The 18,435-nt window shown below is 72.0% G+C and carries 10 protein-coding genes and 2 pseudogenes; 4 read left to right on the forward strand and 8 right to left on the reverse strand.

Translation table 11 applies throughout. From position 1 onward, the window contains the following. Nucleotides 1-316 (reverse strand): helix-turn-helix transcriptional regulator (locus CCN56_RS02780; protein ID WP_143664406.1); only part of this gene is annotated, 316 nt, incomplete at its 3' end. 218 nt (nucleotides 317-534) lie between these two features. Between CCN56_RS02780 and CCN56_RS42890 the strand changes: the two are divergent. From CCN56_RS42890 to CCN56_RS02790, 3 genes and pseudogenes are all read left to right on the forward strand, one after another. Continuing rightward, nucleotides 535-1,470 (forward strand): annotated as a pseudogene (locus CCN56_RS42890) (aldo/keto reductase); the annotation flags it as partial. Beyond that, nucleotides 1,459-2,343: pseudogene (locus CCN56_RS42895) on the forward strand (zinc-binding dehydrogenase); the annotation flags it as partial. The pseudogenes CCN56_RS42890 and CCN56_RS42895, both read left to right, overlap by 12 nt. A 40-nt stretch (nucleotides 2,344-2,383) precedes the next feature. Next, nucleotides 2,384-3,235: an aldo/keto reductase gene (locus CCN56_RS02790; RefSeq protein ID WP_086823074.1), complete on the forward strand. Its 852-nt coding sequence runs from the start codon at nucleotides 2,384-2,386 to the stop codon at nucleotides 3,233-3,235. A gap of 18 nt (nucleotides 3,236-3,253) precedes the next feature. On the opposite strand, the gene CCN56_RS44140 is transcribed toward CCN56_RS02790, so the two are convergent. From CCN56_RS44140 to CCN56_RS02800, 3 genes are all read right to left on the reverse strand, one after another. After that, nucleotides 3,254-3,379 carry a hypothetical protein gene (locus CCN56_RS44140; protein ID WP_256961685.1) on the reverse strand — a complete coding sequence of 42 codons (126 nt, stop codon included), beginning with the start codon at nucleotides 3,377-3,379 and terminating at the stop codon, nucleotides 3,254-3,256. 111 nt (nucleotides 3,380-3,490) lie between these two features. Further along, nucleotides 3,491-4,477 carry a triacylglycerol lipase gene (locus CCN56_RS02795; RefSeq protein ID WP_143664407.1) on the reverse strand — a complete coding sequence of 329 codons (987 nt, stop codon included), beginning with the start codon at nucleotides 4,475-4,477 and terminating at the stop codon, nucleotides 3,491-3,493. A 216-nt stretch (nucleotides 4,478-4,693) separates the two neighbouring features. Beyond that, nucleotides 4,694-6,394 (reverse strand): class I adenylate-forming enzyme family protein, encoded by a 1,701-nt coding sequence (locus CCN56_RS02800; RefSeq protein ID WP_086823080.1) that lies wholly within the window; start codon nucleotides 6,392-6,394, stop codon nucleotides 4,694-4,696. A gap of 399 nt (nucleotides 6,395-6,793) precedes the next feature. Here CCN56_RS02800 and CCN56_RS44145 point away from each other — a divergent pair, with 399 nt between their 5' ends. Next, complete coding sequence (locus tag CCN56_RS44145) at nucleotides 6,794-6,925, forward strand: hypothetical protein (protein ID WP_256961686.1); 132 nt, start codon at nucleotides 6,794-6,796, stop codon at nucleotides 6,923-6,925. Nucleotides 6,926-6,989: 64 nt separating this feature from the next. On the opposite strand, the gene CCN56_RS02810 is transcribed toward CCN56_RS44145, so the two are convergent. The 4 genes from CCN56_RS02810 to CCN56_RS02825 all read right to left on the reverse strand — a co-directional run bounded on the left by CCN56_RS02810 (nucleotide 6,990) and on the right by CCN56_RS02825 (nucleotide 18,330). After that, nucleotides 6,990-8,900 (reverse strand): alkyl/aryl-sulfatase, encoded by a 1,911-nt coding sequence (locus CCN56_RS02810; protein ID WP_086823085.1) that lies wholly within the window; start codon nucleotides 8,898-8,900, stop codon nucleotides 6,990-6,992. A gap of 457 nt (nucleotides 8,901-9,357) precedes the next feature. Then, nucleotides 9,358-12,717 (reverse strand): AAA family ATPase, encoded by a 3,360-nt coding sequence (locus CCN56_RS02815; protein ID WP_086823088.1) that lies wholly within the window; start codon nucleotides 12,715-12,717, stop codon nucleotides 9,358-9,360. Nucleotides 12,718-12,814: 97 nt separating this feature from the next. Beyond that, a complete protein-coding gene (locus CCN56_RS02820; RefSeq protein ID WP_086823092.1) occupies nucleotides 12,815-15,757 on the reverse strand; it encodes a VCBS repeat-containing protein in 2,943 nt (980 codons plus the stop codon). Continuing rightward, on the reverse strand, nucleotides 15,757-18,330 hold the full coding sequence (locus tag CCN56_RS02825; RefSeq protein WP_086823095.1) for a S8 family serine peptidase: 2,574 nt from the start codon (nucleotides 18,328-18,330) through the stop codon (nucleotides 15,757-15,759). The genes CCN56_RS02820 and CCN56_RS02825 overlap by 1 nt, the downstream gene beginning before the upstream one ends. Nucleotides 18,331-18,435: the final 105 nt, after the last annotated feature.

Genomic DNA, 18,435 nt, shown 5'->3' on the forward strand with positions numbered 1-18,435 from the left:
GTTCGGGGGCGTAGCGGGCGGCTCGGGCGGCGAGCTCGCGCAGGTGCTGGTGTTCCTGGTCGTCCATGTGCAGGGCGCGGGCGAGGGAGTCGAGGACGGCGGGGCTGGGGCGGGTCTCCTTGCCGCGTTCCAGGCGCACGTAGTAGTCGATGCTGATGCCGGCGAGGGTGGCCAGTTCCTCGCGGCGCAGACCCGGGGTACGGCGGATGCCGGCGCCGACGGTGAGGCCGACGTGTTCGGGGCTGGTCTGGGTGCGGCGGGCGCGCAGGAAGCGGCCCAGCTCGGCGCCCTCGCTGTGCGCGCTCTGGGATGCCATGACCCCAGTCTCACCCGGTGGCCGCCCGCCTCGCAGGCGGGAGGGGGGCCCTGTCATTACCCCTGAAGAGTCCGCCCTGCCACAGCGGGGCGAGCGGGGCGAAGGTTGATGACGAAGACGCCGGTCCCCTCCGCGTCGCCAAGGCTCTGACCGGCACGACCCGCCGGGCCGGGCGAGAGTGAGGGGGACGGGCAACGCCACCGACCGGAGAGGGCGAGATGCGGTACATCAAGCTGCGTGACCTGGAGGTTTCCCGGATCGGGCTGGGCGCGATGGGCATGTCCCACGGCTACACCGGCTCGGGCACGGACGACGCGGAGTCGATCAGGACCGTGCACCGGGCCCTGGAGCTGGGTGTCACGCTGATCGACACCGCCGAGATCTACGGCCCCTACACCAACGAGGAGCTGCTCGGGAAGGCGCTGAAGGGGCGCCGGGAGAAGGTGGTGCTGGCCACCAAGTTCGGTCTGGTCTCGCACGCCGGAGACGGCGCGTGGAACCTGGACTCCTCCCCGGGCAACGTCCGCACCGCGGTCGAGGGCTCGCTGAAGAGGCTGGGCACCGACCACATCGACCTGTACTACCAGCACCGGGTCGACCCGAACACGCCGATCGAGGAGACCGCCGGCGCCGTGGGCGAGCTGATCGCCGAGGGCAAGGTGCGCGCCTTCGGGCTCTCGGAGGCCGGTCCGGACACGATCCGCCGGGCTCATGCGGTCCAGCCGGTCACCGCGGTCCAGTCCGAGTACTCCCTGTTCACCCGAGGCGTCGAGGAGCGTGTCCTGCCCGTCCTGCGGGAGCTGAACATCGGGCTTGTGCCGTTCTCCCCGCTGGGACGCGGCTTCCTGACCGGCACCGTGCGCTCCACCGACCAGTTCGACGAGAACGACTTCCGCCGCGACAACCCCCGCTTCACCGGGGAGAACTTCCGGCGCAACCTGGCGCTCGCCGACGAGGTCAAGGCCCTGGCCGACGAGGCCGGTGCCACACCCGGGCAGGTGGCGCTGGCGTGGCTGCTCGCTCAGGGCGACGACATCGCCCCGATCCCCGGCACCAAGCGCGTGACCCGGGTCGAGGAGAACACCGCCGCCGACGCCGTCACGCTTTCCGCCGAGCAGCTCGATCGGCTCGCCGGCCTGCCGCCCGCCACCGGCACCGGCCGCCCCATGGGGCACGAGTTCCTCGGCGTCGTCGAGGAGACCGGCGCGAACGCGACCGGTCTGAAGACCGGTGATCTGGTCGTCGCCCCGTTCACCTACAGCGACAACACCTGCGACTACTGCGCCAAGGACCTGCACATCTCGTGCCGCAACGGCGGCCGGTACGGCTTCGACGGTGTGGACGGAGGGCAGGGCGAGGCCGTCCGTGTCCCGTACGCGGACGGCACCCTGGTGAAGCTGCCGGTGGCCGCCGACTCCGCGCTGCTGCCGTCGTTGCTGGCGCTCTCCGACGTGATGACCACCGGCCATCACAGCGCCGTCACCGCCGGCGTCGGCCGCGGGGATGCGGTGCTGGTGATCGGGGACGGGGCGGTCGGCCTGTGCGCGGTGATCGCCGCGAAGCGGCTGGGTGCCGAGCGGATCGTGCTCGCCGGCCGCCATGAAGCCCGTACGGGTCTGGGCCGTGAGTTCGGTGCCACGGACGTGGTCGCCGAGCGCGGCGAGGAGGGCATCGCCCGGATCCGCGAGCTGACCGGCGGCGTGGCCAAGGTCGTCGAGGCCGTGGGCACCCGTCAGGCCCTCGACACCGCGCTGGGCGTGGTCCTGAACGGCGGCACCATCAGCCGCCTGGGCGTCCCCCAGTACGAGCAGGGTCCGATCGGCCCGGCCGAGTTCATGCGCAACATCACCCTGACCGGCGGCGCCAGCCCCGCCCGCGCCTACACCGAGCAGCTGCTGCCCGACGTCCTGGACGGCATCATCACCCCCGGCCGCGTCTTCGATCAGGCCTTCCCCCTCGACCGGACTCCGGACGCCTACCGGGCGATGGCCGACCGCCAGGTCCTCAAGGCCCTCATCCGCCCCTGACCGCACGCCCCCCACCCGTACAGCGAAGGACACCCCACTCATGCAGACCGTCACCCTCAACAACGGCGTCGAGATGCCACTCCTCGGCTTCGGCGTCTACCAGATCCCCGCCGAGGACACCGAGCGCGCCGTCATCGAAGCCCTCGCCGTCGGCTACCGCCTCCTCGACACCGCCGCCGCCTACGGCAACGAGGAAGCCGTAGGCCGCGCCATCAAGAACAGCGGCATCCCCCGCGAGGAACTGTTCGTCACCACCAAGCTGTGGGTCCAGGACGCCCCCGCCCAGGACAACACCCGCCGCGCCTTCGAGACCTCCCTGACCAAGCTCGGCCTGGACCACCTCGACCTGTACCTGATGCACCAGCCCTTCGGCGACGTCTACGCACAGTGGCGCGCCATGGAGGCCCTCAACCGCGAGGGCGCGGCGAAGGCGATCGGTGTCGCCAACTTCTACCCCGACCGGCTGATCGACCTGATCGTCAACAACGAGATCACCCCGCAGGTCAACCAGATCGAGACCCACCCCTTCTTCCAGCGCGCCGACTACCAGGGCCTCATGCGCGAGCACGGCGTGCAGATCCAGTCCTGGGGCGGCTTCGCCGAGGGCAAGAACGACCTGTTCGCCAACCCGCTGCTCGCCGGGATCGGCAAGGAGCACGGCAAGTCCGTCGCCCAGGTCGTCCTGCGCTGGCTCACCCAGCGCGGCGTCATCGCCATCCCCAAGTCCGTGCGCGCCGAGCGCATGGCCGAGAACTTCGACGTCTTCGACTTCCGGCTCACCGACGAGCAGATGGCGGCCATCGCCACCCTCGACACCGGCGGCTCCCTGTTCTTCGACCACCACGACCCCGAGATGGTCGCCTGGCTCGCCGGACGCCGCCTGGACGGCTGAAGCACCATCAGACGTCCCTCACCGGCCGCGGGCGGCGGACGCCAGACGTTCGCCGAAGCCCTCGGAGTCGAGACCGTCGGATGCGGACTTGCCGAACACGTAGCGGGAGATCCGCCATCCGTCCGGCAGGCGCACGAGGACCAACCGCTCGTGGTTCTCCCCGGCCGAGGTCGCATCGTCCGCGACGGCACGACACGCAAGGGACCGAGCCCGTCGTGCCGCTCAGCGGCACGGGCCCGCTGTCGGGAGGCGGGGTCAGGACAGGGCGTAGGGGCGCAGGGACGGCTCGGCCCAGACCTTGGTGGCGTTCAGGAGCTCCGCGCTCATGTTCGCGGCGGCGACCGCGGTGGCCGCGCTCGCTTCGGAGGCCGTGACACCGGGAAGGTTCACGTCCAGGCACTTGCCGAACCTCAGCCTGCCGGGGTCGGCCGCACCGGAGTGCGACAGTGCGTCGACGACCAGCCCGTAGGCGACGGAGTCGTACAGGAAGCCGAAGTGGGTGACGACACGGCCGGGGCAGACGCTCTGCATCGAGATGTTCTCGGCGCCGCTCACGGGCGCGGTCGTCACGGGGACGATCGCCTCGTCGGTGAGGCTGTAGAGGTTGGTGTAGGAGACGGCGCCCGGCGTCTCGTCGCCCGCGTTCAGGGCCGCGAGGAAGTTCGAGCCGACGCTGAACTGGTGCAGCGCCGGCGCACACGGGATGGTGCAGAAGAGGTTGCCGGCTCCGACGCCGTGGCCTGGGTTGGCCAGGAAGACCGCGTCGTCGACCTCGGCCTGCAGGCTCGGCCACCACCTGAGCGCCCAGCGGATCTCCATGTCGCCCTGGCTGTGGCCGATGACGTCGACCTTGCGGCCGGTCAGGGAGTTGATCCTGTCGACGGCGTGGACGACGTACTCGGCGGCCTCCTGGATGTCGCCCATCGACCTGTTGGGCAGGTCGACCGTGCAGACGTCGTAGCCTGCGTCGCGCAACGCGGGGGCGTAGCCCCAGCCCCAGCTCTCGTCGGCGGTGGAGCTGGTGCCGTGGACCAGCAGCACCGGCTCACGGTCGGGATGGGCGTAGGAACCGGGGCAGTGCAGCGCCGCGTCGAGCGTGGCGGCCGGGGTGTCGAGCCCGGGTTCGGCGGCCGCTGTGGCGGACGAGGCGGGCCCGAGAAGGACGGCGGCGAAGACGCCTACCAGGGCTGCGGCGAAGGCGCTCGGCCGTCGGCGCATCGGGGTCTTCCACGGTCTGTTCAACGTGACTCCTGTAGGTGGAGGGGCAGGTGGGTACCGTGCCCGGACAACGGCCTCGGCCACGCCCGAAGGGGGTGCGGCCGAGGCAGGAGGAGAAAGACAAGTGAATCGAGGATCGCCTTCCAGGCCGACTCGGGGAGCGTCTCCACGCGCGTGGACGCGAGGGCGCCTACGCCGGCGCCCCGCGCTTCCCCGGGTCGCGGACGTATCGGCCCGTTCTCAGTGAGCCGTGGCGGCACCCTCGGTGAGCTGGTCGCGCAGTGCCGTCTTGAGGATCTTGCCGGTGGGCGTGAGCGGCAGGGAGTCGACCACCCGCAGGTCACGGACCCTCTGGTACGGCGCGACACGCTCGGCCACGTACCCCATCAGCTCGTCGCCCAGGTCCCCTCCCGCCTCGGTACCGGAGCGCAGGACGACGAAGGCGGCCGGGATCTCGCCCGCGCTCGCGCTCGGGGCGCCCACGACCGCGGCCTGGGCCACCGCCGGATGACTGCAGAGGATCTCCTCCAGTGGCTGCGGATAGACGTTGTACCCCTTGTAGATGATCATGTCCTTGGCGCGTCCGACGAGGAACAGATGGCCGTGTTCGTCGAGGCGCCCCATGTCGCCGGTGCGCAGCCAGCCGTCGGCGAACTGCTCCGCCGTCAGCTCGGGCTGTGCGTGGTACCCGTCGGCGACCTGCGGGCCGCTCGCCCACACCTCGCCCGTCTCCCCCACCCCGAGGACGGTGTTCGTGTCCGGCGAGCGGATCTCGACGCGGGTGTCGAACACCGCGATACCGACGCTGCCCACCGGGGTGGCGACGGTCGGGTTCGGTGGGGCGCCGGCGAGCCCCATGCTCGCCTCGGTGAGTCCGTACCCCTCGCAGACCAGGGCGTTCGGGAAGACCTCGGCAAGGCGGCTCAGCGCCTTCGTGTCGATCGGCGCCGCTCCGGAGACGGCCATCAGCACCCGGGAGTAGTCGTGCTTGTCGAGGGCCGGGCTCGCGAGCAGGGCGTAGTACATCGCGGGGGACCCGGTGATCGCGGTGACGCCGTGGCGCTCGACGTCGGCGAGGAAGGCATCCGGCTGGAAGCCGGCCACCATGACGGTGGTCTGCCCCAGGATGATGTTGACGCTCTGCGTGATCAGGCCCATGCCGTGGAAGAGCGGGGCGACGGCGATGGTGGCGCCCTCACCCACCGGCAGCGCGTACGCGTTGAGGGCATCGGGTACCGGCCGGAGGAACACGCCGCCCTCGGCGTCCTGCTCCGGTAGGGCCGCGGAGCGGAGGCACGCCGCCTGGAGCACAGCGGCCACGGCATTGCGGTGGAGCACGCGCACGGCCTTCGAACGGCCGGTGGTGCCGCCGGTCAGCTGGAAGTGAGCGACCTGGTCGGGGTCCGCCGCGTCCCCGGGCAGGGGGTCGGCGGCGAGCAGCTCGGCGAAGGGCACGGTCTCCTGGTGAGCCGGGGGCGGGGAGGCCGACACCGGAGCGGCGGCGGTCCCGGGTACGCGCGCCACGAACCGTACGCCTGGGGCGTCGACGTCGGCGAGCGCGGCGGCGCAGGCCGGATGGGTGACGACCACCCTGGCCCCGACGTCCTGGAGCTGCTCGGTGAGCGCGCGGGTCGGCTGGGCGGGGTTGACCGGGGCGACGGTCGCGCCGGCGCAGATCGCGCCGTAGTACGCCACGACGTACCAGAGCGAGTTGGGCATATGCATGGCGACGACATCGCCCGGGGCGATGCCTCGCTCGCGCAGCCCGTTGGCCACGCGCAGCGCGTGGTCGTACAGCTCCGCGAAGGTCAGCGTCTCCTCGCCGTCGCGGACGGCGATCCGGTCGGAGAAGGATCGGGCGGCACCGGCGAGGAGCCGGTCGATTCCGGCGTTCGGGTAGTCCAGGGACGGGGGCATGTTCTTCGGCCGCGCTCTGGTCATGGGGAACTCCTGTACTCCTGGATTGCCTGAAGAGACGGCAGCGGATCCCGGGGAATCGGCACGCGATCGCACGGGTGCACGACCGAGGGAAGCGGGAGAGGAAGGGCGACGACTCCGCCAAGTGACGGACAAGTTAATCTCACATAACCACTGTGTCTAGGCACTGCGCACGTATTCGAGCCAGAACCACGCGCAGTGAAAGGCATCAGACTCAGAAGTCCATTCACGATGTGTCTGCCCGCAAACCGAATGTTGCGCGTTGGGACGGCCCACACGATGCGCGCGATCGACGAGGCCCGACTCCCGTCCGATGGACGCGACACCCGCGAGCCCCACATGCGGCGGCGGCCGACGTGCGCGACGTGCCCGCGCACCCCTTCCGGCTCCCTCGGAGCCACGTTGACGCGTCCAGGTCGGCCGCTCCCCGACCTGGATCTCCATGGGACGGCCCTGGTCAGCCCCGGGCTCGTCACCATTCCCGCCGGCTTCGCGCTCGGCCGGCTCGGCAGCGTCCTCGACCGGACGACATGACCTCGACGGTCCCCTGCGCAGCGCGCACGAACAGCAGGAGTTGCCCTGCCGCGTCCTTCGGCGATCAGGGAGTGACGATGGCGAAGTCGGGGTCGAAGTCGTCGAGCAGCCCGGCCAGGGTCTGCAGGACGGTCTCGTCGCCCTTCAGGGTGATCTTCCCCTCCTGGGCCAACTGCGGGGCGCTCAACGGTTTGAGGAGCGTGGAGACGAGGGCCGCCTTGGGGCCGGTCACCATGAGCTGCGGGTCGGACGACGGGCCGCGGCGGGCGTTGAGGACGCCTCGGCGGACCCACATCGCCCATGTCTCCTCGGCCTCGGCGCCCGTGAAGCGGAAGTCGACGCGGAGGTCGGCGGTGGCGGCCTTCTCGCCGATGAGGTGGACGGCGGCGTAGTCGAAGAGGATGTCGATCGGCATGGCCAGGATCGAGTCCGGGCTGGCCGTGGCGAACGCGGCCGGCAGGACGCCCTCGCGGAGTTCCTTGGCGGCGGTGAGGAAGATGCCCCGCCACTGGGGCCCTTCGGCCTGGTAGCCCAGCTGCTCGTAGGCGTCGGCCTGCAGGTTCTTCGCCTCGGTGTGCTCCGGGTCGGCGAACACCAGGGCGTGCAGGATCTGGGCGGCCCACCGGTAGTCGCCCGCGTCGAACGCGCGCCGCCCCTCGGCGAGGATCCTCTCGGGGCCGATCAGCTCGGTGAGGCGGCGGGCCGTCTCGACCGGGGGATGCGGATGGAGGGAGACGGGATCGCCGTCCCACATGCCGAGTTCCTTGGTGAACACGGCGCGGACGTCGTGGTGGAGCGTGCCGTGGTAGCCGCGGTTGAACCACGCGCGGCCCAGCTCCTCGGGCAGCTCGACCGCCTCGGCCGCCTCCAGCGGGGTGTATCCCTTGTTCGCGAGCCGAAGTGCCTGGTCGTGGATGTACTTGTACGTGTCGCGCTGCGACTCCAGGAACGAGGTCACCCGCTCGTTGCCCCAGACCGGCCAGGTGTGCGGCCCGTAGTGGACCTCGGCCTCGTCGCCCCAGCGCTCCAGGGTCTCGTCGAGGTAGCGGGCGAAGTTGCGGGCGTCCCGGGTCCGCGCACCGCGCAGTGTCTGGATGTTGTGCAGGGAGTGGTTGGCGTTCTCCGCGCACGTGAGCGCCGCGAGCTGGGGAATCCAGATGTGCATCTCCTCGGGCGCCTCGGTGTCCGGGGCGTAGAGGAACTCGAACTCCAGGCCGCCCAGTTCACGCCTCTCACCGGTCTTCGTCACCGGGTCGGTCGGCGAGATGTACGAGACGGTCACGCCCGGCACGGTGGAGATGCCGATGCCGCAGGTGACGCAACCGGTCTCACCGAGGTCGAGCAGGCTGTTGAAGGCGTACGACGCCCGCCGGGACATGGCGTTGCCCGCGATCACGTTCTCGCCGATCGCGTGCTTGTCGAACGAGGCGATGGTGCCCGGCGCGATGACGGGGACCTTGCCCGAGGCGACGTCCTCGGCGCTCACCACCCCCTTGACACCGCCGTAGTGGTCGATGTGGGTGTGGGTGTAGATGACGGCGGCGACCGGCTTGTCGCTGACGTGCTCCCGGATCATGCCCATCGCCTGGGTGGCTGCCTCGACGGAGGCCATGCAGTCGACGACGACCAGGCCGGTCTCGCCCTCGATGACGGTGAGGTTCGCGATGTCGTTGTTGCGGACCTGGAAGACCCCGTCGACCACCTTGTACAGGCCGCCCTTCCGGATCAGCTGCGACTGCCGCCACAGACTCGGGTTCACCGTGTCGGGGGCGGGGACGTCGTCGCCGATGTAGTCGAACCGCGCCGCGTCGAAGATCACCCGGCCGTTCCCGGCGTACAGCTTGTCGGGCAGCGGGGCGAGGAAGCCACGGTCCCGGTCGGCGAAGTCCTGCCGGTCTTCCATCGCGTACCGGGAGAGCGCCTCCCGGTTGGCGGCCGCGGTCGCGGCGCTGGCGGGCTTGGACGAGTCGGCCATGGGTTTCCTCTCCGTCACGGGCGACACCGGCCGTTCCCGGCATGCCCTGGCTTCGAGCCTCGGACGACGGCCGCCGTGCGGCGAGACGGAGTCACCCATTCGGGTGCGCCTGGGTGCCCCGCCGGTCTCCGCCGTGGACGTACAGCAAGCCTTCGCCTCGGGAACGGGCGACCTCTCTGCGCAACCGGCAGGGTCGCCCGCTCGGTCGTCAAGGCGCTCCCGGATCGCGTGGCGGCCTCGCTCGGAGCCGCTGTCAACCGAAGCGCGGCGCACCAGGTCTCGGGGCGATGTCTCGGGGCGATGCGTCGAGTCGGCGAAGCGGGCCGTGGGTGACGGAACCCTCTCCTGGGCCCGCCGTCGCGCGGTCTCCAGGACACCGGCGTGGGGCGCGTATCGCAGGGGCCGCGCCGGCACCACGGTTCTCAGGGGTGGCGGCGGGCGGACCCGGCGGCCCGCCTCACCACGGCCTGCCGCGGGCGAGTCGGATGCGACGGATCCCGGCCGGGTACGGCAGCCCGGCTGCCAGCTCCTCGGCAGCGGCGAAGAGTTCCGCCGACTCGGCGGCGCGGCCCAATGCACCGAGGGCAGCGGCGTGGACGGTGCGGGCCGCGGTCTCCGTCAGCCGCTCGCCCGCCTCGGTGGCCCGCTCGATCTCGGCCCGCGCCAGCTCGGCGGCCCGGTCGCCGCGCCCTGCGGCGAGGTGCGCCCACGCGGTGATGTAGGCGGTACCGGACCCGGTGCCCTGGTCCAGCAGTGTCAGAGCCGCCTCGGGGTCGCCCTGCCGGATCCGCCATTCGGCCTGCGCGGTCAGCACCTCGTGCTGGGCCTGACGGTCGGTGTGCACCACCGCCCAGCGCAGCGCGGTCTCCAGCAGCTCGGCCGGGTCACCTGCGGCCGTACGCATCCTGACCCTGGCCCCCGCGAGCAGGGCGTACGGCGTCGACCAGTCGGGCTCGGTCCGCGACGCCTCCACCGCGGCGGCGGCCTGGGCCGAGGCCTGCTCGCACTCCTCGAGCAGCAGATACAGCTCGGCCAGGTTGGCCTGCTCGAAGGCCACGGTCGCCGGATCGCCCGCACGCTGGGCGACGACCAGGGCCCGGTGCCCGGTCTCGACGGCCTCCCTCAGCCGGCCCGCGCGGCGTGACTGCTCGCGCTGGACGGACAGGACGGACCCGAGCAGCCTGGGTTCGCCGAACGCCTCGGCGTGCGGCAGCGCCGCGTCGACGACCGGCCCGGCCTCGGTGAACCGGCCGTCCAAGGCCAGTGCGGCCGCCTGCAGCATCAGCGCCCGTCCCCACAGGCCGCGGCGCTCGGGCCCGACGACCCGTTCGGCGGAGGCGCCGGCCAGCCGGGCCGCTTCGACGGCCTGCGCGTAGCGGCCGACGGTGAGACAGACCGCGGCCCGGCCGGTGTGATGGACCGCGGTCGCCCGAGCGGAGGTGGCGGGACCGGGTGGCTGGGCGTCGAGCAGGGCCAGGCCCTCCTCGGCGGCGCGCACCCTGGCCAGCACGTCGGCGAGCCGGCCCGTGGCCAGCACGAGCCCGTCCGCGTCGCCGCGTCGCCGCAAGTCCTCCACCGCCCCGCGCAGCAGACGGACGGCGTCGTCGTAGCGGCCCATCCGCTGGAGCACGGCGCTGTGGTCGATGCGGGCCCATGCGGCCTCGGCGGTCAGCGAGTCGAGCAGGCCGGTCAGCTCGGCGTAGTAGTGATCCGCGGTGTCGTTGGCGCACAGGGCGGCGGCCCGCTCCGCGGCCTGGCGCAGATAGCCGGTGGCGCGCGGGTCGTCGGCGCGGGCGAGGTGCGCGGCGAGGGTGTCGACCGCGTCGGGGCTGCGGCGCCGGACCACGTCGGCGTACGCGGAGTGCAGGAGCCGGCGGCGGGCAGCGGAGAGCTGCTCATAGCAGGTGAGCCGGATCAGCGGGTGACGGAAGGCCAGTCCCGGGACCGGGCGACCGTCGACGACCATCGCACGTTCGGCGAGCACGGAGGCCGCGACGGCCGCGTCCGCGCCCGCGGTGGCGTTCGCGGCGGGTATCCGCGGGTGCATGCCGTTGGCGGCGACGTCCAGCACCTCCGCGAGCGCGGCGTTGCCGCCGGCGACGGCGACCACCTCCACCACCCGGCGGGCCTCGGGACCGAGCCGGGCCAGCCGACCCGAGACCAGCTGGCGTACGCCCTGCGGAGCATGGACCTCCTCGGGTTCCCCGGCGTTCTCGCCCCATTCCCGCGCGAGCTCCAGGGCGAACAGGGGGTTGCCGAGCGACAGCTCCCAGACCCGCTCCGGGGCCGCGGTCCCCTCGGGCAGACCCAGGGCGTGCGCGGCGAGCGCCAGGCAGTCGTCGCGGCCGAGTCTCTCCAGCCGCAGCCGCCGGGAGAGTCCGGCCCGTTCCAGGGCGTCGAGGGCGGCCTGCCGCGGATCGGTCGCGGCCAGTTCACCCGTCCGGCAGGTGACGGCGAAGCGCCAGCGGAGGCCGGCGGCGGACGCCCGCCGGGCCAGATGGCTGAGGAGCTGGAAGGAACCGCTGTCCGCCGCGTGCAGATCGTCGAGCACGACGAGGACCGGCGCTGCCGCTCCGAGGTCGCGCAGCAGCCCGGCCGCCGCACCGAACAGCCGCTCGCGCTCCTCCTCCGGGCTGCGCGCGGCATCGATGCCGGTGCGTCCGAGCGACGGCAGCAGCGCGGTCAGCTCCGGGTACTCGACACCGACCCGGGCCCGGTCGGCCGCCGACCGGTCGACGAGCCAGCCGTCGAACGCCTCCACGAAGGCGCCGTACGGGGTGCGCCCCTCCGCCTCGTGTCCGGCTCCCCACAGCACGAGGGCGCCCTCCGACGCGGCCTGCCGTGCCGCCTCCGTCACCAGCCGCGTCTTGCCGAGGCCGGCCTCGCCGGCGAGCAGCTGGACCGGGGGCGCGTCCTCGGCCAGCAGTTCGGCGAGCGCCCGGTCCCGGCCGTGCAGCGGAACGGGCGCCGGGACCCGCAGCGGAGCGGGCAGGGTGAAACCCGGACCCGTCGAGGTCAGGCCGCTGCCCGGCGCGCCGAGGGCCAGCAGATGCAGTCGCTCGGTGGCCGGGCCGGGGCGGATGCCCAGCTCCACGTCGAGGATCTCGCGGCAGCGGTGGAACTGGCGGACCGCCAGTCGGGGCAGACCCTGCCGGAGATAGGCGTCGATCAGCAGCTGGTGGGCGCGCTCGTCCGCGGGGCTGTCGTCGAGGACGGCCCGGGCGGCCGCGGCCGCCTCCTCGGCGAGGCCGTCGGCCAGCAGCGCCGCGGCGTGGGCGAGGCGCAACCGGTCCCGCAGCTCGGCGGTCCTCTCGCGGCGGGCCCGGGCCCACGGCGCGTAGCGGTCCTCGGGGAGCAGTTCCCCGGGGAAGGCGGTCAGGGCGTCGGCCAGCCGGCGGATCCCGCCGGCCTCCAGGGCCGCGACGGCCCGGTCCTCCGCTTCGTCGACGTCGATCCAGACGGTGGCCGGTTCGAGCCTCAGCAGCTCGCCGTCGGTGATGAGGTAGGAGGAGACGGTACGAGGCGCGAGTTCGGGTTCCAGGGCGCGGCGGGCAGCGTGCAGGGCGACTCGCAGGCTCCCTAGGGCGGCCGCGCGGTCGGCCTCGGGCCAGCAGGTCTCCATCACCAGCTGGCGGTGCAGCTGGTGGTCGGGGGTGACCGCGAGCAGCTTCACGAGGGTGCGGGCACCGGGCCGCGGCCAGCGTTCGGCCGGGGCGGGACCGCTGTCCCGCGTGACCCTGAATCCGCCGAAAAGGTGGAGCCGGAGCAGGGGGGCAGCGGTGGGGCGGTGCGGTCGGTCCGCGATTTCCCTGTTCATGAGGGCAGCAACTGTAATCCGTTCGGTGGAGTGCGACCGACGGGTCCCGTGTGCTCCGTCGAGCACACGGGACCCGTCGGTCAGCTGGTGGCCGGGCTCACGGCATGTCAATGGTGAGCGTGGTCAGCTGGCGGATCGCGGTGTACGGCTGGATGTAATCGTCCCCGACCAGGGCGTAGGTGCGGTCGGTGCCGTCCTCGTCGAAGTTGAGCGAGACCACCTCGTCGACGCCGTCTCCGTCCAGGTCACCGGTGAAGAGCTCCTGGGCCCCGAGAATGATCTTGCTGACGGCGGGAAACGGGTAGTCCGCCCCGGCGGTGAGCACCGACGGTTCGTGGACTTCGACGGTCTGCACCCCGCCGACGGCCAGCAGGGCCTGTCCGTTCGGGCCTGCGACCATCGCCCCGCTGCGGGTGTCGGCGTACATGTAGACCTTGTGGTCCTGGCCGTTCGCCGCGTATGTCCGAAAACCGGCGTTGCCGACCATGACCAGGCCCTGCGGGCCGGTGAACCAATTCCACAGGGTCCTGGCGCCGCCGGCGAGGGCCTCGTGCAGGAGCTCCCCGGTACGGCCGTCGCGGATCTGGGTCATGATGGTGAACTGGCCGTTGTACACCGGATCGTCGGAGACCTGGCGCGTCACGTACGTGTACACCACCGCGTGCCCGTCGGCGTACGGGATGCCCGCCGAGGCGAAGGTACCGGCGCGCAGCGGGACTCCGTAGACCTTGCCGTCCGTTCCGGCACCGGGCTGCGGCGTGAACGACCAGGCGACCGAGCCGTCCTTGCCGTTCAGGGCCACGCCGCCCGCCGGGGTGACGTTCGGGATGCCGGTCCCGCGGGTCTGGTACTGGGCGTAGACCCGGCCGTCGCCGGTCGAGACGTCGGCGAAGACGGCGTCGCCCGCACTCGCCGGGGCGGCGTACTCCCACAGCGGCTTGCCGTCGCCCTGGTACACCCGGACCTTGTCGGTGGCCACCACGATCTCGGCCTTGCCGTCACCGTCGAGGTCGGCGGCGGCGACGTGGCGCACGAACCGGCCGGCACCGTCGATGACGGTGAGGACCCTGCCGGTCCGGGCGTCCACGACCGCGGCCGCGGAATCCGCGGCGACGACGAGCTCGTCGCGGCCGTCGCCCGTCACGTCGGCCTTGACGACCTGGTGGACCTCGCCGGGCAGAACGGCGGTCCACAACCGCTTCGGGGTCCCCGCGACCAGTGACGGGCCGTCGAAGGCGAAGAGCCCGTCGGACTGGCCGCCGACGACCAGGTCCTGCTTCCCGTCGCCGCTGATGTCCGTCGAGGCCGCGGTGAAGAGCCTGCCCTGGAGCGGCAGCAGGTCCTCCTCCTTGCCGCTGCCCGCGTTGTAGACGCGTACGTTCTGGTTGTTGTCGACGGTGCGCAGGTGCCAGCCGTTGTCCTGGTAGTACGGCTGCGCCGAGAACGGCGAGGCGACCACGCCTCGCTGCTCCCACTTGACGGCACCGTTGTTGCCGGCCAGGACGGCGAGCCGCGCGTAGCGGGCGGCGAAGCGGTTGTCCGCTGTGGTGCTGCTCCTGTCGTCCAGGTAGGAGGCGACGACCTTGCCGTCCACCGTCCTCAGGCCCCAGGCCCCGCCGCTGTCGCCGCTGGAGGCGGGGTCGCGCTTGATCGTGCGGGACCACAGCAGCGTGGCGTCGTCGCCGTTCAGGGCGCGCACGGTGTTGGCGTTCAGGTGCCGGCCGTCGCTGTCGAGCGTGGACTCGCTGACGACGTACTCGGGCTCGGCGTCGCCCTGGACGTCACCGGTCGTCATGGCCAGCGGAAGCGCGTTGACCCGGGTGTCGAGGGAGGTACGGGTTCCGTCGGCCGGCGCGTAGGAGACGATCTCGTATTTCACGCCGTCGTTCGGATCGGACTGCTCCAGAGCGACCAGTCGGTCCCGGGCGGCGTCGAGGTGCAGCCGGCGGGAGTACAGGCGGTTGGTCACCGCCCACTTGACGCTGCCGTCCACGGTGTCGAGGACGAGGGTGTGTCCGCTCGGCGTCCTGTCGGGGCTGTACGCGCGGCTCTGGTTCCAGGAGGCGGCCAGCAGGCCCTGACCGAGCGGCTCCAGACTGCTCCACGCGACGCCGGTGTAGGTGCCCGCGTCATAGGTCCAGGTCTCGCTGGGGACGAGCTTTCCGTCGCTCTTCGCGAAGCGGATGCCGTTCAGCGTCGTGCGGGAGCCGGCCTTCGAGTTGAGGTTGTAGAAGGCCGAATCGGCGACGATCAGCGTCCTGTCGACGATCTTGATCTGGAAGGCGCCCGCGTACAGCTTGGACCAGAGCGTCCTGCCGGTGGCGCCGTCCAGGACCGTGACGAAGGTCCCGGTGGGCAGGGTGGAACCGGGCGACGCGAACGGGCGGTAGGGGTTGTCGCCGACCTTGGCGGTGAAGACCACGTCGACCACGCCGTCCCCGGTCAGGTCGCCCGTGTCGTAGCCCTGGTCGGAGCTCGCGCTGAACGGGCTGACCGCGTTGAAGCCCATGACGATGCGGGCCGGGTACGGCTCGGCCTGGTACGGCCGGATCGGGGTGACCTGCCAGTCCGTGTACAGCGAGGTGGTGTCGCGCATCCAGAGCTGCTTGCCGTCGGCGGTGCGGCGCTGCACCGTGCCCAGGGAGTGCAGGGTGAAGAAGTCGCCGTCGGTGCCGGCCACGGGAACGGTGGCGGCCATGCCCTGGACGCCCTCCATCGCCGACCGCTGGGTCAGCTTCCCCGAGGGGGCGTCGGTGCCGGCGTCGTCCAGGGACGACTGGCCGTCAGTGGTGCTGGTGTCGGTGGACCCGGACGGCACGGAGGTGTCCGTTCGGGACGTGGTGTCCAGGGGGTCGTCACTCGCGCCGTCGCCGTAGACGTCGATCCGGGCGTGCCGGGTCAGCGCCTCGCTCTGGGCGGCGGTGAGGGTGATCAGGCCGCTGTCGTCGGCGCCCAGGGCCGACGGGGCGACGCTCAGCGTCAGGCCGGCCGCCACGAGGACGGAGGCGAGGCGGAGGCCTCGGTGGCTGATGGTGCTCATCACGCGCCCTTCCGGGAGAAGCGGATCGCGGTGGCGTCGCTCAGGACGCCCGCGTCGAAGGAGTACGGGAGGGCGTCGGTGCCGGCCTGGTTCTCGATGCCGACGGTCGCCGAGGCGCCCTGCTGCAGGGCGTTGGCGCCGATGCCGCGGTACTGCAAGGTGATGGCGCCGGTGGCCTCGTCGAAGACGGCCTCGAAGGAGATCCGGACCGAGGTGTCGGCGGCGAACGCCGCGTTGTTCCAGACGATGGCGAACTTCCGCGAACCGGAGACGCCGGTGGTGGCGGTCTGGACGCCGGACTTCTTGTCCAGGACCAGGTCGTCCCAGAAGGCGGCGAGGACGCCGTTGGGCTGGGCGGCGGTGGGCAGTGCGGTGTTGGCGTAGTCGCCGAGGCGCGGCTGGAGGAAGCCGACCAGTCCGTTGGTGGTGACCGAGGCGCTGGTGTAATCGACGCCGTAGAACGTCACCGGGAAGGGCAGCGTCACGGTGCTCGCGTCCTCGTCACCGGTGAGCCCGGTTCTGGTGGTGCCCGCGATCCAGGAGGAGGTGACCGGGGCACAGCTGTAGGTGCCGCCGGCGTCGGTGCGGTGAGGCAGCCGCACGGGGGCGGACTCGTCACCGTCGACGGTCAGGGCACCGGTCCAGACGCCGTTGCACAGCACCGGAGCGGCGGGCGTGGCCTTGAGCGAGAAGGAGCCCTCGGCGACGTCCGGAAGGGTGAAGCGGCCGGTGGCGTCGGTGGTGGCGGCGGGTACGGGGGTGCCCGGGAGCTGCACGGTGGCGCCCTTGAGCGGATTGCCCGTGACGTCGACGACGGTACCGGTGACGGCGTGGTGCGGGACGGCGGTCAGGCCGAAGTCCTTGGTGGCGTCTCCGCCGGCGGTGACCTGGTAGCCGGTCGCGGCGTCGGCGTATCCGTAGCCGCTGAGGGTGAAGGAGTAGCTGCCTGCGGGCAGGGTCAGCCGGTAGCCGCCGTCGGCGGTGGTGGTGACGCTCCGGGTGTCGGCGTCGCCGGTGGCCTTGACGACCATGCCGCCGAGCGGGGCTCCGGTGGCCCGGTCGGTCACGTGGCCGCTGATGACGGCGGCGGTGTGCGGGGCCGCGTCCACGGCACCGAGGATGTCGAGCTTGCCGTCGCCCCACACGTTGTTCCTGTCCGCGGTGCCGCCGCAGTGGGTGTCGTCCACGTCGCGGGCGGAGCCGTTCAGCAGCGCGCGGGTGGCATCGATGTCACCGATCAGCGACGGCGCCTCGGACCACAGCAGTGCCACGGCGCCCGCGACGTGCGGGGTGGCCATCGACGTGCCGTTCAGTGCCTTATACGCGGAACCGGGCCAGGTGGAGCGGATGTTGACGCCCGGGGCGGAGACGTCGGGCTTCGCCGAGCCGTCGACCAGCGACGGCCCGAAGCCGGAGAACGAGGCGATCCTGCCCGTGGAGTCGTAGGCGCCGACGCCGTACGAGGTCACCTGCGAGCCGGGGGCGTGCGAGGTGGAGCAGGTGACTCCGTCGCCGTCGTTGCCCGCGGCGAAGGCCTCGAAGATTCCGGCGGCGTTCCAGGCCTCGACGATGTCCTGGTAGAAGGTGGTGTCGCCGCCGCCCCAGGAGTTGTTGACGATGTCCGGTGCCAGGTCAGGACGCGGGTTCTGCCCGTTGTGGTCGGTCGGGGCGAGGATCCACTGTCCGGCGGCGAGCAGCGAGGAGTCGGAGCAGGACGAGGACTCGCAGCCCTTGGCGGCTATCCACTGGGCGCCGGGGGCGACTCCGATGCCGCCCTTGCCGACCATGGTGCCCATGGTGTGGGTGCCGTGACCGTTGTTGTCGCAGGGGGCGCCGTACGACGAGGCGCACTGGCCGGTGGGGTCGTACCAGTTGTAGTCGTTGCTGAAGGTGCCGCCGCCGAGGTTGCCACGGTAGTTGTCGACCAGTGCCGGGTGGTTGTACTGGACGCCCGAGTCGATGTTGGCGATGACGATGCCCTCGCCCCGGGTGCCGTACTGGGACCAGACCTGGTCGGCCTTGATGTCCGCGACGCCCCACTCGGGGGTGCTGTCGCCGGTGGCGAGGGAGTCGGTGCCGGTGGTGGCGCCGTCCGTCTCGGAGGCGGCCTCCACCTCGTCCAGTGCGTAGTGGCGTTCGGGCACGATGGCGGCCACGTCGTCACGGGCCGCCAGTTCCTCGACCAACGCCTCGTCATCGGTGGTGACGAGCAGCGCGTTGGCGATCCAGAAGGGCCGGTAGCCGATCTTCTGCTGGTCCAGGAAGGTGCGGAGCGGTTTCTGACTGCGGCCGGCCTCGGCCCGCAGGGCGTCGAACGCGGCCTCGGTCTTCGCCGCGTGGCCGCGCTTGCCGCGGGCGGCGGAGAGATCGGCATGCCCCTTGAGCACGACGAAGAAGGCCGATTCCCTGCCGACGGCGACGGAGTCGAGGACTGCCGAGTCGACCTTGGCCCGGGCGGCGTCTGCGCCGGCGGGAGGCTGAGCGGCGACGGGTACCGCGCTTGCCAGCACAGCGGCAAACGCGGCCGTCACCCACAGGGCGCGTCTGCGGCCGGGCGTACGGGGCACGTACATGGGACGGCTCCTTGATGAGCGAGTGAGGGGAATGATCCCGGCGCGCCTCGGGCCGGTGCGCAGAGGGGGGATCAGGCAAAACGCACGTTAGACCAGGTGTCATTA

It is taken from the genome of Streptomyces sp. NRRL B-24572, assembly GCF_002156145.1.
Lineage (GTDB): Bacteria > Actinomycetota > Actinomycetes > Streptomycetales > Streptomycetaceae > Streptomyces > Streptomyces vietnamensis.